At 62.7% G+C, this 19,586-nt stretch carries 17 protein-coding genes; 8 read left to right on the forward strand and 9 right to left on the reverse strand.

Features of this window, described 5'->3' with window-relative positions; all coding sequences use genetic code 11:
- The first annotated feature begins 4 nt into the window (after positions 1 to 4).
- Both JYG36_RS17555 and JYG36_RS17560 read left to right on the forward strand, forming a co-directional pair.
- Complete coding sequence (locus JYG36_RS17555) at positions 5 to 979, forward strand: glycosyl transferase family protein (RefSeq protein WP_176794334.1); 975 nt, start codon at positions 5 to 7, stop codon at positions 977 to 979.
- A gap of 101 nt (positions 980 to 1,080) precedes the next feature.
- Positions 1,081 to 2,049 carry a glutathione S-transferase family protein gene (locus tag JYG36_RS17560; RefSeq protein WP_213601863.1) on the forward strand — a complete coding sequence of 323 codons (969 nt, stop codon included), beginning with the start codon at positions 1,081 to 1,083 and terminating at the stop codon, positions 2,047 to 2,049.
- Positions 2,050 to 2,118: 69 nt separating this feature from the next.
- Here the strand turns inward: JYG36_RS17560 and cysG are convergent, their stop codons facing one another.
- The 6 genes from cysG to ftsK all read right to left on the reverse strand — a co-directional run bounded on the left by cysG (position 2,119) and on the right by ftsK (position 9,619).
- Complete coding sequence (cysG, locus tag JYG36_RS17565) at positions 2,119 to 3,507, reverse strand: siroheme synthase CysG (RefSeq protein ID WP_093384891.1); 1,389 nt, start codon at positions 3,505 to 3,507, stop codon at positions 2,119 to 2,121.
- Positions 3,508 to 4,788: a serine--tRNA ligase gene (gene serS, locus JYG36_RS17570; RefSeq protein ID WP_045201407.1), complete on the reverse strand. Its 1,281-nt coding sequence runs from the start codon at positions 4,786 to 4,788 to the stop codon at positions 3,508 to 3,510.
- Between the two features lie 17 nt (positions 4,789 to 4,805).
- Positions 4,806 to 5,180 (reverse strand): fluoride efflux transporter CrcB, encoded by a 375-nt coding sequence (gene crcB, locus JYG36_RS17575; RefSeq protein WP_093384894.1) that lies wholly within the window; start codon positions 5,178 to 5,180, stop codon positions 4,806 to 4,808.
- Positions 5,177 to 6,502: a replication-associated recombination protein A gene (locus tag JYG36_RS17580; RefSeq protein ID WP_045201405.1), complete on the reverse strand. Its 1,326-nt coding sequence runs from the start codon at positions 6,500 to 6,502 to the stop codon at positions 5,177 to 5,179. The genes crcB and JYG36_RS17580 overlap by 4 nt, the downstream gene beginning before the upstream one ends.
- Before the next feature lie 18 nt (positions 6,503 to 6,520).
- Positions 6,521 to 7,144, reverse strand: a complete 624-nt coding sequence (gene lolA, locus JYG36_RS17585) for an outer membrane lipoprotein periplasmic chaperone LolA (RefSeq protein ID WP_045201404.1) — start codon at positions 7,142 to 7,144, stop codon at positions 6,521 to 6,523.
- A 63-nt stretch (positions 7,145 to 7,207) separates the two neighbouring features.
- Complete coding sequence (ftsK, locus tag JYG36_RS17590; RefSeq protein ID WP_213601865.1) at positions 7,208 to 9,619, reverse strand: DNA translocase FtsK; 2,412 nt, start codon at positions 9,617 to 9,619, stop codon at positions 7,208 to 7,210.
- Positions 9,620 to 9,944: 325 nt separating this feature from the next.
- Between ftsK and aat the strand changes: the two genes are divergently transcribed.
- The 3 genes from aat (at position 9,945) to infA (ending at position 11,713) form a co-directional block, all read left to right on the forward strand.
- Positions 9,945 to 10,625: a leucyl/phenylalanyl-tRNA--protein transferase gene (aat, locus tag JYG36_RS17595; RefSeq protein ID WP_093384897.1), complete on the forward strand. Its 681-nt coding sequence runs from the start codon at positions 9,945 to 9,947 to the stop codon at positions 10,623 to 10,625.
- Between the two features lie 57 nt (positions 10,626 to 10,682).
- Entirely contained in the window at positions 10,683 to 11,390 is a 708-nt protein-coding gene (locus tag JYG36_RS17600) for an arginyltransferase (RefSeq protein ID WP_045201401.1), read from the forward strand.
- A 104-nt stretch (positions 11,391 to 11,494) separates the two neighbouring features.
- The gene (gene infA / locus JYG36_RS17605) at positions 11,495 to 11,713 is read left to right on the forward strand and encodes a translation initiation factor IF-1 (protein ID WP_002553999.1); all 219 of its coding nucleotides are present in this window, start codon (positions 11,495 to 11,497) and stop codon (positions 11,711 to 11,713) included.
- 145 nt (positions 11,714 to 11,858) lie between these two features.
- Here the strand turns inward: infA and clpA are convergent, their stop codons facing one another.
- Positions 11,859 to 14,129: an ATP-dependent Clp protease ATP-binding subunit ClpA gene (gene clpA / locus JYG36_RS17610; protein WP_093384901.1), complete on the reverse strand. Its 2,271-nt coding sequence runs from the start codon at positions 14,127 to 14,129 to the stop codon at positions 11,859 to 11,861.
- A gap of 30 nt (positions 14,130 to 14,159) precedes the next feature.
- The gene (clpS, locus tag JYG36_RS17615) at positions 14,160 to 14,522 is read right to left on the reverse strand and encodes an ATP-dependent Clp protease adapter ClpS (RefSeq protein ID WP_009400967.1); all 363 of its coding nucleotides are present in this window, start codon (positions 14,520 to 14,522) and stop codon (positions 14,160 to 14,162) included.
- A 225-nt stretch (positions 14,523 to 14,747) separates the two neighbouring features.
- On the opposite strand from clpS, the gene cspD reads away from it, so the two are divergent.
- Entirely contained in the window at positions 14,748 to 15,002 is a 255-nt protein-coding gene (gene cspD / locus JYG36_RS17620) for a cold shock domain-containing protein CspD (protein ID WP_093384904.1), read from the forward strand.
- Between the two features lie 63 nt (positions 15,003 to 15,065).
- On the opposite strand, the gene icd is transcribed toward cspD, so the two are convergent.
- Positions 15,066 to 16,322: an NADP-dependent isocitrate dehydrogenase gene (gene icd / locus JYG36_RS17625; RefSeq protein WP_045201398.1), complete on the reverse strand. Its 1,257-nt coding sequence runs from the start codon at positions 16,320 to 16,322 to the stop codon at positions 15,066 to 15,068.
- 414 nt (positions 16,323 to 16,736) lie between these two features.
- Between icd and JYG36_RS17630 the strand changes: the two genes are divergently transcribed.
- Complete coding sequence (locus tag JYG36_RS17630) at positions 16,737 to 18,962, forward strand: NADP-dependent isocitrate dehydrogenase (protein WP_213601867.1); 2,226 nt, start codon at positions 16,737 to 16,739, stop codon at positions 18,960 to 18,962.
- A 201-nt stretch (positions 18,963 to 19,163) separates the two neighbouring features.
- The gene (locus tag JYG36_RS17635; protein ID WP_045201507.1) at positions 19,164 to 19,544 is read left to right on the forward strand and encodes an NUDIX hydrolase; all 381 of its coding nucleotides are present in this window, start codon (positions 19,164 to 19,166) and stop codon (positions 19,542 to 19,544) included.
- The last annotated feature ends 42 nt before the right edge of the window (positions 19,545 to 19,586 follow it).

Genomic DNA, 19,586 nt, shown 5'->3' on the forward strand with positions numbered 1-19,586 from the left:
CCCGTTGATCACCGAAACCCCGGCCGAACACCCGTTTGCCCAGTTCGTGCGCATTCTTGGCAAGGGCAAGCGCGGCGCCCGTGGCCTGAGCCGCGAGGAAGCCCGCGAGGCCATGGGCATGCTGCTCGATGGCAAGGTCGAGGAAACCCAGCTCGGCGCCTTCCTGATGCTGCTGCGCCACAAGGAAGAAAGCCCTGAGGAGCTGGCCGGCTTCACCGAGGCCCTGCGCCAGCGTTTGCAGGCACCGCCGATTGAGGTTGATCTCGACTGGCCAAGTTACGCCGGCAAAAAACGCCACCTGCCCTGGTACCTGCTGGCTGCCAAGTGCCTGGCGGCCAATGGCGTGCGCATCCTCCTGCACGGCGGCGGCGCGCACACCGCCGGGCGGCTGTACACCGAGCAAGTGCTGGCGCTGCTGCAGATTCCGCTGTGCCGGGACTGGAATGCAGTGTCTGAAGCGCTGGAAAGCCACATGCTGGCGTTCATCCCGCTGCAAGACTGGGCCCCGCGCCTGCAACGGATGATCGACCTGCGCAACACCCTGGGCCTGCGTTCGCCGATTCACTCCCTGGCCCGGGTGCTCAACCCGTTGAACGCCCGCTGCGGCCTGCAGAGCATCTTCCACCCCGGCTACCAGGCGGTTCACCGCGAAGCCAGCCGCCTGCTCGGCGATACGGCAATCGTGGTCAAGGGCGATGGCGGTGAGATCGAGATCAACCCGGACACCAGCAGCCACCTGTATGGCACCGCCAATGGCATCGACTGGGATGAGGAATGGCCGGCCCTGGCCGCCCAGCGTCATGTCAAACCGGCGAGCCTGGAGCCCGAGCAGTTGCTGGCCGTGTGGCGCGGTGATGAGCAGAATAGCTATGGCGAACTGGCCGTGGTCGCAACCATGGCCCTGGCCTTGCGCGGCCTGGGTCATTGCCGCGAGGAAGCCTTCGCCCAGGCCCAACGCTATTGGGATCAGCGCAACTGATCGACTGAGCCGATCAAACAGGCCCGGACTTTGCGCTATTCGTTCGAACCCAGCTCCGTACACTGGGTTCTATATCAGAACGAATCGCCAAGGAGCTCAGCATGGGCCTGTTGATCGACGGACGCTGGCACGACCAGTGGTATGAAAGCAGCAAAGACGGCGCCTTCCAGCGCGAAAGCGCGCAGCGGCGCAACGCCCTGCCCGGCGCCGAAGCCGGCCGTTATCACCTGTACGTGTCGCTGGCTTGCCCCTGGGCCCACCGCACCCTGATCTTTCGCAAGCTCAAGGGCCTTGAGAGCCTGATCGATGTGTCGGTGGTCAGTTGGCTGATGGCCGAGCATGGCTGGACTTTCGACCAGAACAAGGGCTCGACCGGTGACAAGCTTGAGCACCTGGACTTCCTGCACCAGCGCTACACCCGCGACGACCCACACTACAGCGGCCGGGTCACGGTGCCGGTGCTGTGGGACAAACACGAGCAGCGCATCGTCAACAACGAATCGGCAGAGATCATTCGCATCTTCAACTCGGCCTTCGACGAACTGACCGGCAATCGCCTGGACCTGTATCCCGAACCCTTGCGCGAGCAGATCGACGCACTCAACGAACGGATCTACCCAGCGGTCAACAACGGCGTGTACCGGGCGGGCTTTGCCACGTCGCAGGCGGCCTACGAGCAGGCCTTTGACGAGGTGTTTGCCGAGCTGGATCATCTGGAGCGGCTGCTGGGCACCCAGCGCTATCTGGCCGGGGAATACCTGACCGAGGCCGACTGGCGGCTGTTCACCACGCTGATCCGCTTTGACGCGGTGTACCACGGACACTTCAAGTGCAACCTGCGGCGCATTGCCGATTACCCGAACCTGTCGAACTGGCTACGGGAGCTGTACCAGTGGCCGGGGATCGCCGAGACGGTGAATTTCGAGCATATCCAGAAGCATTACTACATGAGCCACAAGACCATCAATCCGAACGGGATTGTGCCCAAGGGGCCGTTGCAGGATTTTGAGCTGGGGCATGATCGGCAGCGGTTGGTGGGGCGAGGGATTTGGCGCAAGGCTGGGGAATAGGGGTGGATTCATCGCGGGTCAAGCCCGCTCCCACAGGTTTTGTGGGAGCGGGCTTGACCCGCGATGATTTCAAGGCTGGGCGCCTTCGAACCAGGCCAGTTTCTCGCGCAGCTGTACGACTTCGCCGACGATCACCAGGGTCGGTGCATGCACTTCATGCTCTGCCACAAGCTTGGGCAAGTCGGCCAGGGTGCCGGTGAACACCCGCTGGTTCGGCGTGGTGCCCTGCTGCACCAGGGCCGCCGGGGTATCGGCCGCCCGCCCGTGACGAATCAGCTCGGCACAGATGGTCGGCAGGCCCACCAGGCCCATGTAGAACACCAGGGTCTGCGCCGGTGCCACCAGGTCGTGCCAGGGCAGGTCGCTGGTACCGTCCTTGAGGTGACCGGTGACGAAACGCACCGACTGCGCATAGTCGCGGTGGGTCAGCGGGATGCCGGCATAGGCCGAGCAGCCGCTGGCCGCGGTAATCCCCGGCACCACCTGGAACGGAATGCCCTGGGCCGCCAGCTCCTCGATCTCTTCGCCGCCACGGCCGAAGATGAACGGATCGCCGCCCTTCAGACGCAGCACCCGCTTGCCCTGACGCGCCAGGTCGACCAGTTGCTGGTTGATCTGCGCTTGCGGCACGGCGTGGTCGGCGCGGCGCTTGCCGACGTAGATACGCTCGGCATCACGGCGGCACAGCTCGATGATCGCCGGGGCGACCAGGCGATCGTAGAGCACCACGTCGGCTTGCTGCATCAGGCGCAAGGCGCGGAAGGTCAGCAGGTCCGGGTCACCGGGGCCAGCGCCGACCAGGTACACCTCGCCCGGCGCCTGGTAAGTGGCACCGTCGATCTTGGCTTGCAGCAGGCGCTCGGCTTCAGCGCCCTGCCCGGCCAGTTGCCGCTCGGCGATCGGGCCCTGGAAGACATCTTCCCAGAAACCGCGACGCTGATTGACGTCCGGGTACAGCGCCTTGACCTTGTGCCGAAAGCGCGCGCCAAGGCCGGCCAGCTCGCCATAGGCGGCGGGAATCCAGGTTTCCAGCTTGGCCCGGATCAGCCGCGCCAGCACCGGCGCATCGCCGCCGCTGGACACCGCCACTACCAATGGCGAACGGTCGACAATAGCCGGGAAGATCACCGAACACAGCGCCGGTGCATCGACCACGTTGACCGGTACGCAGCGCTGCTGGGCATCGGCCGAGACCTGGGCGTTGAGCGCCTGGTCGTCGGTGGCGGCAATGATCAGCTGGCAACCGTCGAGGTCGCCAGGCTGGTAACCACGGCTGAGGATTTCACCACCGCTGTGCCGGGCAAGCTCGGCCAGTTGCGCTTCGATCTCGGGCGCCACGACCCGCAGCACAGCCCCGGCGTCGGCCAGCAGACGCGATTTGCGCAGGGCAATCTCGCCTGCGCCGACGATCAGCACACGGCTGCCGCGCAGTTTGTGGAACAGCGGCAGGAATTCCATTTAACCGATGACCTCCAGGCCACCCATGTACGGCTTGAGCACTTCTGGCACGCGGATCGAACCGTCGGCCTGCTGGTAGTTCTCGAGCACCGCCACCAGGGTCCGGCCAACTGCCAGGCCCGAACCGTTGAGGGTGTGCACCAGTTCCGGCTTGCCGGTTTCCGGGTTGCGCCAGCGCGCCTGCATGCGCCGGGCCTGGAAATCGCCACAGTTGGAGCACGAGGAGATTTCGCGGTACTTGTCCTGGCTTGGCACCCAGACTTCCAGGTCGTAGGTTTTCACCGCGCTGAAGCCCATGTCGCCAGTGCACAGCGCCAGTACCCGGTATGGCAGCTCCAGGGCCTGCAGGACGCGTTCGGCGTTGGCGGTCAGGCCTTCGAGGGCTTCCATGGATTTGCCCGGCTCGACGATCTGTACCATTTCGACCTTGTCGAACTGGTGCTGGCGGATCATGCCGCGGGTGTCGCGGCCCGAAGCACCGGCTTCGCTACGGAAGCACGGGGTATGGGCGACGAACTTGATCGGCAGTTGCTTGGCGTCGAGGATCTCGCCGGCCACGATGTTGGTCAGCGACACCTCGGCAGTCGGGATCAGGTAGAAGTCGGCTTCGCCATCACGGCTGATCTTGAACAGGTCTTCCTCGAACTTGGGCAACTGGCCGGTGCCTTGCAGTGCCGGAGCCTGGACCAGGTACGGAGTGTAGGCTTCTTCGTAGCCGTGCTCGCTGGTGTGCAGGTTGATCATGAACTGCGCCAGGGCGCGGTGCAGGCGCGCGATCGGGCCGCGCAGCAGGGCAAAACGGGCGCCCGACAGCTTGGCCGCGGTTTCGAAGTCCAGGCCGCCGGTCAGCTCGCCGAGCGCCACGTGGTCCTTGATCTCGAAGTCGAAGGCGCGCGGGGTGCCCCAACGACGCACTTCGACGTTGTGGTCTTCATCGGCGCCGACCGGCACGCTGTCATCCGGCAGGTTGGGAATACCCAGCAGGATGCCATCCAGTTCGGCCTGGATGCCGTCCAGCTCGACCTTGCCGCTGGCAAGTTCACCCGCCATGCGCTCGACGTCCGCCATCAGCGGGGCGATGTCTTCGCCCTTGGCCTTGGCCTGGCCGATGGATTTGGAACGGGCGTTACGCTCGGCTTGCAGTTGTTCGGTACGGGTCTGCACCACCTTGCGGCGTTCTTCCAGGGCCTCGATGCGCGCGACATCCAGGCTGAAGCCACGGGAGGCCAGGCGGTCCGCCACTTCCTGAAGTTGGCCGCGTAACAGTTTGGAATCGAGCATATCGTTCTCTCGTTGGTTCAGAATTTGGTCAAAGACAGGCCGGCCCAGGTAGCGAGCAGCCCGCCCAATACGCTGGCTCCGGCATACCCGAAGGCCAGCGGCGCCTGCCCGCTTTCGAGCAGGCGCACGGTGTCCAGTGAAAAGGATGAAAAGGTTGTCAGACCGCCGAGAAAGCCGACGATCAGGCCCGCGCGCAGCTCGACCGGCACCAGCGGGCGATGCACAAACAGCCCGTAGAGCAAGCCGATCAGCAGGCAGCCGAGCAGATTGACCGCCAGCGTACCGAGATAGAAGTGGCGTGGCCAGTGTGCGTTGACCCAATTGGCCGTGGCAAAGCGCAGCAAGGTACCGGCGATGCCGCCGGCGCTGACCGCAGCGATCAGCGCAATCATGGTTTTCTCCGCTGCCGCGGGCTGTTGCGGTCGAGTTCGGCCAGGTGCCTGAGCTTCTCGCCGATCTTCAGTTCCAGGCCGCGCGGCACCGGTTGGTAATAGTGGCGCGGCGCGAGGTTGTCGGGGAAGTAGTCCTCACCGGCAGCGTAGGCATCCGGCTCGTCGTGGGCGTAGCGGTATTCATCGCCATAGCCCAGTTGCTTCATCAGTTTTGTGGGCGCGTTGCGCAGGTGCAGCGGCACTTCCAGCGAGCCGTGCTCGCCGGCTTCGCGCAGGGCGGTCTTGAAGCCCATGTACACCGCGTTGCTCTTCGGTGCGCAGGCAAGGTAGGTAATGGCCTGGGCCACCGCCAGCTCGCCTTCGGGGCTGCCCAGGCGCTCCTGCACGTCCCAGGCCGCCAGGCACAGGCTCAGGGCGCGGGGGTCGGCGTTGCCGATGTCTTCGCTGGCCATGCGCACCACGCGGCGGGCGATGTACAGCGGGTCGCAGCCGCCATCGAGCATGCGCGCGAACCAGTACAGGGCGCCGTCGGGGTTGGAGCCGCGCACTGATTTGTGCAGCGCCGAGATCTGGTCATAGAAGGCTTCGCCGCCCTTGTCGAAACGCCGGCGGCTGTCGCCGAGCAGGCTCTGCAGCAGCTCGACGCCGATTTCGCCGCCGTCTTCGGCCAGGTCCGAGGCGTTTTCAAGAAAGTTGAGCATGCGCCGGCCATCGCCATCGGCGGCGGCCATGAGCATCTGGAAGGCTTCGTCGCCGACCCGCAACTGGCGCTTGCCCAGGCCGCGCTCTTCAGTCAGGGCGCGGTTGACCAACTTGCGCAGCGCCGCTTCATCGAGGCTTTTGAGCACATACACCCGCGCCCGCGACAGCAGCGCGTTGTTGAGCTCGAACGAGGGGTTCTCGGTGGTGGCGCCGATGAAGATCAGCGTGCCGTCTTCCACATAGGGCAGAAAGGCATCTTGCTGGGACTTGTTGAAGCGGTGCACTTCATCGACGAACAGAATCGTCCGGCGCCCGTACTGCCCCGCCTGCTGCTTGGCGATGTCCACCGCGTGGCGGATTTCCTTGACCCCGGCCAACACCGCCGAAACGGTCTCGAAGTGGGCGTCGCAGAACTGCGCCAGCAGCCGCGCCAGGGTAGTCTTGCCGACCCCGGGCGGGCCCCAGAAGATCATCGAGTGCAGCGCGCCCGCTTCCAGTGCCTCGCGCAGCGGCTTGCCGCGGGCCAGCAGGTGCTCCTGGCCAACGTACTCGTCCAGGTTGGCCGGGCGCAGGCGCGCGGCCAGGGGCTGGGCTACGGGGTCGCTACGAAACAGGTCCATGAACGGCGGCTTGACCTCTTACTCTTTGATCACATCAGCGCCCTTGGGCACGTCGAACTTGAACTTGCTGGCCGGGATCTGCTCGTTGGCCTTCACCCCGGTGAACAGGATGTTGGTGCGCTGGCCGACGCTGTCGATCAGTTGCATGTCATTGACCAGGCCACGACGGAACGACAGGCGCAGCGAGTCGAACAGGGTGTCCTTGGTTTTCGGCTTGAGTACGAAATCCATGACCTCGCCCTGCTCCTTGGAGGTGATGTCGAAGCTCTGGCTGATCTTCGAGACGTCACCGGACAGCAGCAGTGCCGGGGTTTCGGTCAAACGCTGGTCAAGTTTCTTGATGGTAGCCTGTTCCAGGTCAGGGTCCCACAATGTGACGTTCTTGCCGTCCGAGACTACCACCTGCTCCTGTGGCGCGTCGGTGTGCCAGTAGAACAGGCCCGGGCGCTGCACGGCCATCTGCCCGGTGGTTTCCTGCAGCTGGGTGCCGGTGCCATCGAGGGTCAGCTGGGAGAAATTGGCGCTAATGGTTTTGGACTTGTCCAGCAACTGGGTCAGGCGCGCCGCATCGGCCTCGGCGGCAATTGCCGAAGCGCTGGACAGGGCCATAGCGGAAACCAACAGCATGCGAATCAGGCGCATGGAAATCCTCGTTGCAGTATGAAGGGGCCGACGGCCGTCACTGGCCGCCAGCAGGTTGGATCATCAGTCGCGGGACGGCCCGGGGGCAATCACTTCGCGCGAACCGTTGGTGTTCATGGCGGTGACCACACCGGCCATCTCCATCGCCTCGATCATCCGCGCGGCGCGGTTGTAGCCGATCTTCAGCTTGCGCTGTACGGCGGAGATGGAGGCCCGGCGGCTTTCCAGCACGAACTGCACGGCTTCATCGTACAGCGCGTCGGTTTCGGCATCGTCGCCGTCACCACCGCCACTGCCGCCGTCGAAGCCGCTGCCGGCCTCTTCGACGCCGCTGAGGATGTCGTCGTTGTAGTCCGGGGCGCCTCGCAGCTTCCAGGCCTCGACCACGCGATGCACCTCGTCATCGGAGACGAAGGCGCCATGCACACGAATCGGCAGGCTGGTGCCCGGCGGCATGTAGAGCATGTCACCGTGGCCCAGCAACTGCTCGGCGCCGCCCTGGTCGATGATGGTCCGCGAGTCGATCTTGCTCGATACCTGGAAGGCCATCCGCGTCGGGATGTTGGCCTTGATCAGGCCGGTAATCACGTCCACCGATGGCCGCTGGGTGGCGAGAATCAGGTGGATACCGGCGGCACGGGCCTTCTGGGCGATACGCGCGATCAGCTCTTCAACCTTCTTGCCGACGATCATCATCATGTCGGCAAACTCGTCGACCACTACAACGATGGTCGGCAGGGTTTTCAGCAGCGGCGGCACGTCGTCCATGCTTTCGCGCTTGAACATCGGGTCGTAGATCGGCTCGCCGGCCTCTTCGGCATCCTTGACCTTGCGGTTGAAGCCGGCCAGGTTACGCACGCCCATGGCCGCCATCAGCTTGTAGCGCCGTTCCATCTCGGCGACGCTCCAGCGCAGGGCGTTGGCGGCGTCCTTCATGTCGGTGACCACCGGGCAGAGCAGGTGCGGAATGCCTTCGTAGATCGACAGCTCGAGCATTTTCGGGTCGATCATGATCAGTTTGGCGTCTTCCGGGCCCGACTTGAACAGGATCGACAGGATCATGGCGTTGACGCCCACCGACTTACCGGAACCGGTGGTACCGGCCACCAGCAGGTGCGGCATCTTCGCAAGGTCGGTGATCACCGGCTTGCCGCCGATGTCGTGGCCCAGGGCCATGGTCACCGGCGACTTGGCTTCGTCGTATTGCGGCGACGACAGCACTTCGGAGAAGCGCACGATCTGCCGGTCTTCGTTGGGAATCTCGATACCGACGGTGGTCTTGCCAGGGATCACTTCAACCACGCGCACGCTGGTCACGGCCAGGGAACGGGCCAGGTCCTTGGCCAGGTTGGCGATGCGGCTGACCTTGACGCCAGCGGCCGGCTGGATTTCGTACCGGGTAATCACCGGGCCTGGGTGGATCGAGTCTACCGAGACTTCGACGCCGAATTCCTTGAGCTTGATTTCCAGCAGGTGGCCAACCCCGGCCAGGGACTCTGGCGAGTAGTTGACCTGCTTCTTCTCGGCAGGATCGAGGATCGAGATCGGCGGCAAGGTGCCTTCGATGGCGCTGTCGACGAACAGCGGCGCCTGCTTTTCTTTCTGCACGCGCTTGCTCGGCTCCGGCGCCTTGGCCGGGGCCGGCATGATCACCGGCGCCGGTTGCTGCACGCGCTCGGCAACATGCTTGCTCAGGGCCTGGTCGCGCTCGAGGATGCGCTCCTTGGCCTTGGCCTGCTCGCGGCGGTCAGGGGCTACCGGGGCGACCACATCATGAACCTGGTCGTCGACCTCACGCAGCTGCGCCACCAGGCGCTTGCGCTCGTTGCGGGCTTCCCACCAGCGGTTGGCGGCGCCCTGGAACAGCTCGAACAGGTCGAGGGTGATCTTGCCGGTGATGTCCATGACCTTGAACCACGACAGGTCGGTGAACACGGTCAGGCCGAACAGGAACAAGGCGATGAACATCAGCGTGCTGCCCTGCACGTTCAGGGCGTTCTTGGCCAGGTCGCCAAGGCTTTCGCCCAGCGCGCCACCGGCCGATGCCGGCAGGCTGGCGGCGGAATGGAAATGGATATGCGCCAGCGCCGCACCCGAAAGCACCAGGAACACCAGGCCGATCAGGCGCCAGGAGAACAGCCAGCCGCTCCACTGCCATGGCTGGTGGCGTTCGCGGAAGATCTGCCAGGTCTTGATCGCCAGCAGCAAGGGGAAGATGTAGGCGAAATAGCCCAGGACCATGAACAGGATGTCGGCGAAGTAGGCACCGGCACGGCCGGCGGCGTTCTGCACCTGCTCGACGTTGCTGGTGTGGCTGAAGCCCGGGTCGGCCTGGTCGTAGGTCAGCAAGGCCATCCACAGGTACAGGCACAGCGCGCCCACGGCGATCAGCGCACCTTCCTTGAGCCGATAGTGCAGCTGCTGGCGCCAGAGCGGCACGGGCAAGGGACTGGGTGTTGCGGTGGATTTCTTCAAAACGCGTCTATTCCTGCGCTCATTGCGCGTCCAACAGTGATTGACCCAACAGAACAGTCAACAAACCACTACTTTTAACATTACTGCCCGCCTACCGCCATGGCGGCACGCCAGAACACGCGTAAACGGGGGCCAATTTCCTATACAGCAATTTGAGCACGCATTTTCTTTTGTGACAAAGGCTTATGCGGTGTTTTTGTGCAAGTGTGACAACAAACGTCCAAGCAAGTTGCCAGACGGCATCACCGCTGCAGGAGCAGGCTTGTCCCGGGAGGCTTTTTCAGGCCATGCTGGGCGCCCTCCCCTCCTCCATCATTGGACCACGATGCTGACCTGGCTGAGCCGCGACACCCTGACCTTCCCGCCGCTGGACAAAGCCCTGCGCGACCCTAACGGCCTGCTCGCCGCCGGCGGCGACCTCAGCGCCGAGCGCCTGGTGCAGGCCTATCGCCATGGTTGCTTCCCCTGGTACCAGGACGGCCAGCCGATCCTCTGGTGGTCGCCCGACCCGCGTACCGTGCTGTTCCCCGACGAGCTGCACGTGTCGCGCTCGCTGCGCAAGTTCATCCGCCAGGGCCACTACCAGGTCAGCTTCGACCAGGACTTTGCCGCGGTAATCGACGCCTGCGCCGCACCGCGCGCCTACGCCGACGGCACCTGGATCACCGACAGCATGCAGGCGGCCTACCTGCAGTTGCACCGGCAGGGCTTTGCCCATTCGGTCGAGGTGCGCCGCGATGGCGAGCTGGTGGGCGGCCTGTACGGCCTGGCCATGGGCCGGCTGTTTTTCGGCGAATCGATGTTCAGCCGCGCCGACAACGCCTCCAAAGTCGGCTTCGTGGCGCTGGTCGAGCACCTGCAACAGGCAGGATTCGTCCTGATTGACTGTCAGATGCCTACCGACCACCTGCACAGCCTCGGCGCCCGCGCCATCGCCCGGGCCACGTTTGCCGACTACCTGCAGCGCTATCTCGACCAGCCCAACAGCGCCAGCTGGGTTTGCTAGGCGAGTTTTTCCAGCTGGCTTACACTTAAAACAAAAGCACCTCCCGAGGGGTTGATCATGACAGAGCTGGCGCGGTTGAAGTTTTATGCCACTCAACCCCATTCCTGCAGCTACCTGCCAGACGAGCAAGCCACCACGCTGTTCCTCGACCCGAGCCAGCCGATGGATGTCAACGTCTACGCAGACCTGTCGGAAATGGGCTTCCGGCGCAGCGGCGACCACCTGTATCGCCCGCACTGCCAGAACTGCAACGCCTGCGTGCCGGCGCGGATCCCGGCTGCGCGCTTTTTGCCCAACCGCCAGCAAAAACGCATCCTCAAGCGCAACGCCGACATCACCGTGACGCCCGCCCGTCCGGCGTTCAAGGAGGAATACTTCGAGCTGTACCGGCGCTACATCGAGCAGCGCCACGCCGATGGCGACATGTACCCGCCAAGCCGCGACCAGTTTTCCACCTTCCTGGTCCGCGATCTGCCGTTTTCACGCTTTTACGAGTTTCGCCTGGACGGCCGCCTGCTGGCCGTGGCGGTCACCGACCTGCTGCCCAACGGCCTGTCGGCGGTGTACACCTTCTACGAGCCGGACGAAGAGCGGCGCAGCCTGGGGCGCTTTGCCATCCTCTGGCAGATCACCGAAGCCCTGCGCCTGGGCCTGGACGCGGTCTACCTCGGTTACTGGATCAAGAACTGCAAAAAGATGAACTACAAGACCCAGTACCGCCCCATCGAGCTGCTGATCAATCAACGTTGGGTGACGTTGAACTGAAATCATTGGCTTGAAGGCCATTTTTCGGGCACAATGCACGCCACTTTTTTTGCCTGGCGCAGCTGTGCACCGGGCCATTAACTGGACACCGAGGGCTTTACTGCATGTCGAAAGAAGACAGCTTCGAAATGGAAGGCACTGTCGTCGACACCCTGCCCAACACCATGTTCCGTGTGGAGTTGGAAAATGGGCACGTCGTTACCGCGCACATCTCCGGAAAGATGCGCAAGAACTACATTCGTATTCTGACCGGTGACAAGGTCCGCGTCGAACTGACGCCTTACGACCTGAGCAAGGGGCGCATCACCTACCGCGCCCGCTAAGCGACACCAACAAAAACGCCCGGCTAAATGCCGGGCGTTTTTGTTGGCCTTTGAAAAGCATCGCGGGTCAAGTCGGGTCGCCGCACCGCCGCCCCTACATGTGGGAGCGGCGGTGCGGCGACCCGACTTGCCCCGCAATCGGCCGCTACGCCATCTCAGCCGTGGTTTCGAAGTCGAACACCAGTTCGCCATCGCGGATGTCGATGTGCACCACACCGCCATGCTCGGCCAGTTCGCCAAACAGGATCTCTTCGGCCAGCGGCCGTTTGATCTTGTCCTGGATCAGCCGCGCCATTGGCCGCGCGCCCATCTGCACATCGTAGCCACCGGCCGCCAGCCAGCCGCGCGCCGCATCGCTCACCTCGAGCAACACGCGCTTGTCTTCCAGTTGCGCCTGCAGCTCGATGAGGAACTTGTCCACCACGCTCTTGATCGTCTCATGGCTGAGGCGGCCAAACTGGATGATGGTGTCCAGGCGATTGCGGAACTCCGGCGTGAAGCTCTTCTTGATCACTTCCATGGCGTCGGATGAGTGATCTTGATGAGTGAAGCCGATCGAAGCTCGCGCAGCGGTTTCAGCACCGGCGTTGGTGGTCATGATGACGATGACGTTACGGAAGTCCGCCTTGCGCCCGTTGTTGTCGGTCAGGGTACCGTGGTCCATCACCTGCAGCAGCAGGTTGAAGACTTCCGGGTGGGCCTTCTCGATCTCATCGAGCAGCAGCACGCAGTGCGGCTGCTTGGTGATGGCTTCGGTGAGCAGGCCGCCCTGGTCGAAACCGACGTAGCCCGGAGGCGCACCGATCAGACGCGAGACGGTATGACGCTCCATGTACTCGGACATGTCAAAGCGTACCAGCTCGACACCCAGGGCCTTGGCCAACTGGCGCGCCGCTTCGGTTTTACCGACACCGGTAGGGCCGGCAAACAGGAACGAACCGACCGGCTTGTCTGGCGCCTTGAGACCGGCGCGTGACAGCTTGATGGCGGTGGCCAGCGAATCGATCGCCGCATCCTGGCCAAACACGGTCAGCTTGAGGTCGCGCTCCAGGTTACGCAGCAGCTCCTTGTCGGAACTGGTGACGTGCTTTGGCGGAATCCGCGCAATCTTGGCGACGATGTCTTCGACTTGCGGCACGTCGATACGCTTGACGCGCATCTCCACCGGCTGCAGGCGCTGGTAGGCGCCAGCCTCGTCGATCACATCGATGGCCTTGTCGGGCATGTGCCGGTCGTTGATGTAGCGCGCTGCAAGCTCGGCAGCGGCGCGCAGGGCCTCATCGCTGTACTCGATGTTGTGGTGGCTCTCGAACCGCCCCTTGAGCCCACGCAGGATGCCCACGGTGTCTTCCACCGATGGCTCGCTGACATCAACCTTCTGGAAGCGCCGCGCCAGGGCCCGGTCTTTTTCGAAGATGCCGCGAAATTCCTGGAAGGTGGTCGAGCCGATGCAACGTATATCACCCGAAGACAGCAGCGGCTTGAGCAGGTTGGAGGCGTCCATTACCCCACCGGAGGCCGCACCGGCCCCGATGATGGTGTGGATCTCGTCGATGAACAGGATCGCCTGCGGGCGTTTGCGCAGCTCATTGAGCAGCGCCTTGAAGCGCTTTTCGAAGTCGCCACGGTACTTGGTCCCGGCCAGCAACGCGCCCAGGTCCAGCGAGTAGACCACGCTTTGTGCCAGCAGGTCCGGCACCTGGCCGTCGACGATGCGCTTGGCCAGGCCTTCGGCGATGGCGGTTTTACCGACACCGGCCTCGCCAACCAGCAGCGGGTTGTTCTTGCGCCGACGGGCGAGGATCTGCGCGACGCGCTCGACTTCAAGCTCACGGCCGACCAGCGGGTCGATGCGCCCTTGGCGGGCCTGTTCGTTGAGGTTGCTGGCATAGGCATCCAGGGGATTGCCCGACGATGAAGTTTCGCCGCCGTCCTCGTCCTGCATTTCCTGTTCGCCCTCGGAGTGTTCACCATGGCCCGGCACCTTGGAGATGCCGTGGGCGATGTAGTTGACCACGTCGATACGGGCCACGCTCTGCTGTTTAAGCAGGAACACGGCCTGGCTTTCCTGTTCGCTGAAAATTGCCACCAGCACGTTGGCACCGGTGACTTCACGCTTGCCCGAGCTCTGGACATGGAAGACTGCGCGCTGCAATACACGCTGGAAGCCCAGGGTTGGCTGGGTCTCGCGGTCCTCGTCGTGCACGGGGATCAACGGCGTGGTGGAGTCAATGAACTCCTGCAGGTCGTGTTTGAGTTTGTCGAGGTTTGCGCCGCAGGCGCGCAGAACGGTCGCGGCGGCCTCATTATCCAATAGTGCCAGCAGCAGGTGCTCGACGGTCATGAACTCATGACGTTTCGAGCGTGCCTCCTTGAAGGCCAGATTGAGGGTGACTTCGAGCTCGCGGTTTAACATAGCTTCACCTCATACCCAAGTGGCCGGCGATTAACCGTCCTTCTCGATTTCACAGAGTAGCGGATGCTGGCTTTCCCTTGCGTATTGGTTGACCTGCATGGCCTTGGTCTCGGCGATGTCACGGGTAAACAATCCGCACACTGCCCGTCCTTCTGTGTGGACGGCCAGCATGACCTTGGTCGCCAGCTCGCGATTCAGGTTAAAAAACACCTCGAGCACTTCGACGACGAAATCCATCGGTGTGTAGTCATCGTTAAACAAAACCACCTTGTACATGGGTGGCGCCTGCAGGGCCGGTTTGGCCTCCTGTACCGCCAGGCCAGAACCATCGTCCTCATGCGATTGCGGGCGATCCTGATTGAATGTTAGTCGAATCTGGCTATGTGCATGCATGGAAAGAATTTCATCATTTCGACAGGTTGGTTTATGGGTTGACCGCACAGGCGACGCGGGACAGCCGTCACCTCACCTTGACTATCGGCAAAACGGTGTTACAACCAATAAGAACCCACCGTGGTCGATAAAGATCCGCGCAGTCAACCAGAATTTTCGCAGGTTCATATGCGGATGGAGTGGATGATACTCCAGTGATGGAGTCCTTTGCAGAGGGATATGAGGATGGCAAGCGGTAAAGTCAAGTGGTTCAACAACGCCAAGGGCTATGGCTTCATCAATGAAGACGGGAAAACAGAGGATCTGTTTGCACATTACTCGGCTATCCAGATGGAAGGTTATAAAACCCTGAAAGCCGGACAATCCGTCAGCTTCGAGATCACCCAGGGCCCCAAAGGCTTGCATGCGGTCAAAATCGAGAGTGCGACCGCACCAACCACTGCCTCCCCCACCCCCAGCCCGCAAACGACTGAAGCCTGACCCGGCGATCAGACAAAAGAAAACCGGCCAGCCCGCAAGGACTGGCCGGTTTTCTCGTGCCGCTTACATGTGCTTGATCAAGGCCTCACCGAAACCTGAGCTGCTGACCAGGGTTGCGCCGTCCATCAGGCGCTCGAAGTCGTAGGTCACAGTCTTGGCGGCGATGGCGCCGTTGGTGCCCTTGATGATCAGGTCGGCCGCCTCGGTCCAGCCCAGGTGGCGCAGCATCATCTCGGCCGAGAGAATCACCGAACCGGGGTTGACCTGGTCCTTGCCGGCGTATTTCGGCGCGGTGCCGTGGGTAGCCTCGAACATTGCCACGGTGTCGGACAGGTTGGCGCCCGGAGCGATACCGATGCCGCCGACTTCCGCCGCCAGGGCGTCGGACAGGTAGTCACCGTTGAGGTTGAGGGTGGCGATCACGTCGTATTCGGCCGGGCGCAGCAGGATCTGCTGGAGCATGGCGTCGGCGATGGCGTCCTTGACGATGACTTCACGGCCGGTTTTCGGGTTTTTGAACTTCATCCACGGGCCGCCATCGAGCAGCTCGGCGCCGAATTCGTTCTTGGCCACTTCGTAGCCCCAGTCCTTGAAGGCACCTTCGGTGAACTTCATGATGTTGCCCTTGTGCACAATGGTCAGCGACTTGCGGTCGTTGTCCACCACGTATTGCAGGGCCTTGCGCACCAGGCGCTGGGTGCCTTCCTTGGAGACCGGCTTGATGCCGATGCCGCAATCCTGGTCGAAACGGATCTTGGTGACGCCCATTTCTTCTTTGAGGAACTTGATGACCTTGGTCGCCTCGGGCGAACCGGCCTTCCATTCGATACCGGCATAGATGTCTTCGGAGTTTTCGCGAAAGATCACCATGTCGACGTCACCCGGCTTTTTCACCGGGCTGGGCACGCCCTGGAACCACACCACCGGGCGCAGGCAGACATACAGGTCCAGTTGCTGGCGCAGGGCCACGTTGAGGGAGCGGATACCGCCACCGACCGGGGTGGTCAGCGGGCCCTTGATGGAGACGACGTAGTCCTTGACCGCATCGAGGGTTTCCTGGGGCAGCCAGGTGTCCTGGTCGTATACCTGGGTGGCTTTTTCACCGGCGTAGACTTCCATCCAGGAAATCTTGCGCTTGCCCCCATAGGCTTTCTCTACAGCAGCATCAACCACTTTGATCATGACGGGGCTTACATCTACGCCAATGCCGTCGCCTTCGATGAACGGGATGATCGGATTATCAGGAACATTGAGAGAATGGTCCGCATTGACGGTGATTTTGTCGCCGACTGCCGGAACCTTGATTTTCTGGTATCCCATGCTGCACTCCGTTTTTTTTGGTGTGGTTCGTCATCTGGATCCCCTGAGCGTACCCCAGTTGAACGGCAACGGGAACCTCGTGCGCAAATGCCCTGCGATGGGGCAGCAACGCCTACATCTTTGGTCTAAAAAAGCCCCTGCGACGGGTTGATCTTGATCAATACGACCAAGGCTTTGGTATACTCGCCCGGTGACCAAAGGGTCACTGGGGGCGAACCGTCTGAAACGAGACCCGCGGCCCCGACAAGACTGGGCTGTTACCGCAGTTCAGCCGTTTGACACTCGACTGATGCAATCCACCATCACCGCCCAGAATCTTCGACCTTCTGCTCATGGATGTGTCTGAGCGAAGCGCCTACCCTGCGCACCTCGAGATTCTGCGCACGCTCAGCAAAACAGAGAGTTAACCCGAATATGCCCACCCGATCCAAGATCATCTACACCTTCACCGACGAAGCCCCCGCCCTCGCCACCTATTCACTGCTCCCCGTCATCGAAGCCTTCACAGCTTCTGCCGACATCGCCGTAGAAACCCGGGACATCTCTCTGGCCGGCCGCATCCTTTCTGCCTTCCCTGAACAGCTCGGCGCCGACAAGCAAGTGGCCGACCACCTGGCAGAACTGGGCCAACTGGCAACCACGCCAGAAGCCAACATCATCAAGCTGCCGAACATCAGCGCCTCGGTTCCGCAACTGAAGGCCGCGATCAAGGAACTGCAAGCCAAGGGCTTCAACATTCCTGAATACCCTGAAGCCGCCGCCAGCGATGCCGAGAAAGAAGCCAAGGCGCGCTACGACCGCATCAAGGGCAGTGCCGTCAACCCGGTCCTGCGTGAAGGCAACTCCGACCGCCGCGCACCGCTGTCGGTCAAGAACTACGCACGCAAGCACCCACACAAGATGGGCGCCTGGGCAGCCGACTCCAAGTCCCACGTGGCGCACATGAGCCAGGGCGACTTCTACGGCAGCGAGAAAGCCGCGCTGATCGAAGCCGATGACAGCCTGCGCATCGAACTGCTGGACAAGAATGGCAACACCACCGTTCTGAAAGAAAAAACCGCGGTCAAGGCCGGCGAAATCGTCGACTGCGCGGTCATGAGCACCAAGGCGCTGCGTAAATTCATCGCCGCCGAGATCGACGACGCCAAAGCCAAGGGCGTCCTGCTGTCGGTCCACTTGAAAGCGACCATGATGAAGGTCTCCGACCCGATCATGTTCGGCCAGATCGTTGCCGAGTACTACCAGGACGCGCTGAACAAGCACGCCGACGTACTGGCGCAGATCGGCTTCAACCTGAACAACGGTATCGGCGACCTGTACGCCCGTATCAAGGCCCTGCCAGCCGAGCAGCAGGCGCAGATCGAAGCTGACGTCAAAGCCGTCTACGACGTTCGCCCGGCCCTGGCCATGGTCAACTCCGACAAGGGCATCACCAACCTGCACGTGCCGAGCGACGTTATCGTCGACGCCTCGATGCCGGCGATGATCCGTGACTCGGGCAAGATGTGGAACACCGAAGGCCAGCTGCAAGACACCAAGGCGGTGATTCCGGACCGTTGCTACGCCACCATCTACCAGGCCGTTATCGAAGACTGCAAGCAACACGGCGCATTCGATCCGACCACCATGGGCAGCGTGCCGAACGTTGGCCTGATGGCGCAGAAAGCCGAAGAGTACGGCTCCCACGACAAGACCTTCCAGGCCAAGGCCGACGGCGTGATCCGCGTGGTTGACGGCAAGGGCAACCTGCTGCTGTCCCAGGACGTCGAAGCCGGCGACATCTTCCGCATGTGCCAGACCAAAGACGCACCGATCCAGGACTGGGTCAAACTGGCCGTCAACCGTGCCCGCGCCAGCAATACCCCGGCGCTGTTCTGGCTCGACCCGCAGCGTGCCCACGACGGCGTGCTGATCGAGAAGGTCCAGCAGTACCTGAAAGACCACGACACCGCTGGCCTGGACATCCGCGTCCTGTCGCCTGTCGAGGCCATGAAGGTTTCCCTGCAGCGCATCCGTGCTGGCCAGGACACTATCTCGGTCACCGGCAACGTGCTGCGCGACTACCTGACCGACCTGTTCCCGATCATGGAGCTGGGCACCAGCGCCAAGATGCTGTCGATCGTACCGCTGATGAACAACGGCGGCCTGTTCGAAACCGGCGCCGGCGGTTCGGCTCCCAAGCACGTACAGCAACTGGTTGAAGAAAACTTCCTGCGCTGGGATTCGCTGGGTGAGTTCCTGGCCCTGGCCGCCTCCCTGGAGCACCTGGGCAACGCCTACGCCAACCCGAAAGCCAAGGTACTGGCGGCGACCCTGGACCAGGCCACCGGCCAGTTCCTGGACACCAACAAGTCCCCGGCGCGCAAGGTTGGTGGTATCGACAACCGCGGCAGCCACTTCTACCTGACCCTGTACTGGGCCCAGGCCCTGGCCGCCCAGAGCGACGACGCCGCCCTGCAAGCGCGCTTCGCCCCACTGGCAAAAGCCCTGGCCGAGAACGAAGCGACCATCGTCGCCGAGCTCAACGCCGTTCAGGGCAAGCCGGCTGACATCGGTGGTTACTACTACCCGGATGCCGAGCTGACCAGCAAGGTGATGCGCCCGAGCCAGACCTTCAACAGCGCGATTGCCGCACTGTAAGCTTGAAGGAATGAAAAAACCCCGGCCACGCACCGGGGTTTTTTAGCTTTAAGTATCAAGCTACAAGCTACAAGAAAGAGCCTTGCGCACTCGGCTTTTACTTGTAGCTTGCAGCTTGAAACTTCCAACTTAGGGAGAGAATCGACCGTGCGCCCCCACATCACCGTCGCCACCATTATCGAAGACCAGGGCCGCTTCCTCATGGTCGAGGAATTCAAGGCCGGCAAGCACGTCTTCAACCAACCCGCCGGCCACCTGGAGGCCAACGAGAGCCTGCTCGACGCCGCCCGCCGCGAAACCCTCGAAGAAACCGCGTGGGAGGTCGAGCTGACCGGCGTGGTCGGCATCTACCTGTACACCGCCCCCAGCAACGGCGTGACCTATCAGCGCATCTGCTTCGCCGCCCGGGCGCTCAAGCACCACCCCGAGCGGGCCCTGGACAGCGACATCGTGCGCGCCGTGTGGCTGAGCCGCGAGGAGCTGCTGGCCGACCCCGAGCGCTGGCGCAGCGAACTGGTGCCCCGTTGCATCGACGATTACCTGGCCGGCCCGCTGCACAGCCTGGCGTTGATTCGCGACTGACAGCAACGATGCCTTGAAGGCCGCAGCCTGATAGAATCGTTG

It is taken from the genome of Pseudomonas sp. SORT22, assembly GCF_018417635.1.
GTDB lineage: Bacteria > Pseudomonadota > Gammaproteobacteria > Pseudomonadales > Pseudomonadaceae > Aquipseudomonas.

What these genes read in the sequence shown, in the direction of transcription:
- JYG36_RS17560 (WP_213601863.1), top strand. Translation starts at nt 1,081, where the DNA reads ATGGGCCTGTTGATCGACGGACGCTGGCACGACCAGTGGTATGAAAGC.
- cysG (WP_093384891.1), bottom strand. Translation starts at nt 3,507, where the DNA reads ATGGAATTCCTGCCGCTGTTCCACAAACTGCGCGGCAGCCGTGTGCTG.
- serS (WP_045201407.1), bottom strand. Translation starts at nt 4,788, where the DNA reads ATGCTCGATTCCAAACTGTTACGCGGCCAACTTCAGGAAGTGGCGGAC.
- crcB (WP_093384894.1), bottom strand. Translation starts at nt 5,180, where the DNA reads ATGATTGCGCTGATCGCTGCGGTCAGCGCCGGCGGCATCGCCGGTACC.
- JYG36_RS17580 (WP_045201405.1), bottom strand. Translation starts at nt 6,502, where the DNA reads ATGGACCTGTTTCGTAGCGACCCCGTAGCCCAGCCCCTGGCCGCGCGC.
- lolA (WP_045201404.1), bottom strand. Translation starts at nt 7,144, where the DNA reads ATGCGCCTGATTCGCATGCTGTTGGTTTCCGCTATGGCCCTGTCCAGC.
- aat (WP_093384897.1), top strand. Translation starts at nt 9,945, where the DNA reads ATGCTGACCTGGCTGAGCCGCGACACCCTGACCTTCCCGCCGCTGGAC.
- JYG36_RS17600 (WP_045201401.1), top strand. Translation starts at nt 10,683, where the DNA reads ATGACAGAGCTGGCGCGGTTGAAGTTTTATGCCACTCAACCCCATTCC.
- infA (WP_002553999.1), top strand. Translation starts at nt 11,495, where the DNA reads ATGTCGAAAGAAGACAGCTTCGAAATGGAAGGCACTGTCGTCGACACC.
- clpA (WP_093384901.1), bottom strand. Translation starts at nt 14,129, where the DNA reads ATGTTAAACCGCGAGCTCGAAGTCACCCTCAATCTGGCCTTCAAGGAG.
- clpS (WP_009400967.1), bottom strand. Translation starts at nt 14,522, where the DNA reads ATGCATGCACATAGCCAGATTCGACTAACATTCAATCAGGATCGCCCG.
- cspD (WP_093384904.1), top strand. Translation starts at nt 14,748, where the DNA reads ATGGCAAGCGGTAAAGTCAAGTGGTTCAACAACGCCAAGGGCTATGGC.
- icd (WP_045201398.1), bottom strand. Translation starts at nt 16,322, where the DNA reads ATGGGATACCAGAAAATCAAGGTTCCGGCAGTCGGCGACAAAATCACC.
- JYG36_RS17630 (WP_213601867.1), top strand. Translation starts at nt 16,737, where the DNA reads ATGCCCACCCGATCCAAGATCATCTACACCTTCACCGACGAAGCCCCC.
- JYG36_RS17635 (WP_045201507.1), top strand. Translation starts at nt 19,164, where the DNA reads ATGGTCGAGGAATTCAAGGCCGGCAAGCACGTCTTCAACCAACCCGCC.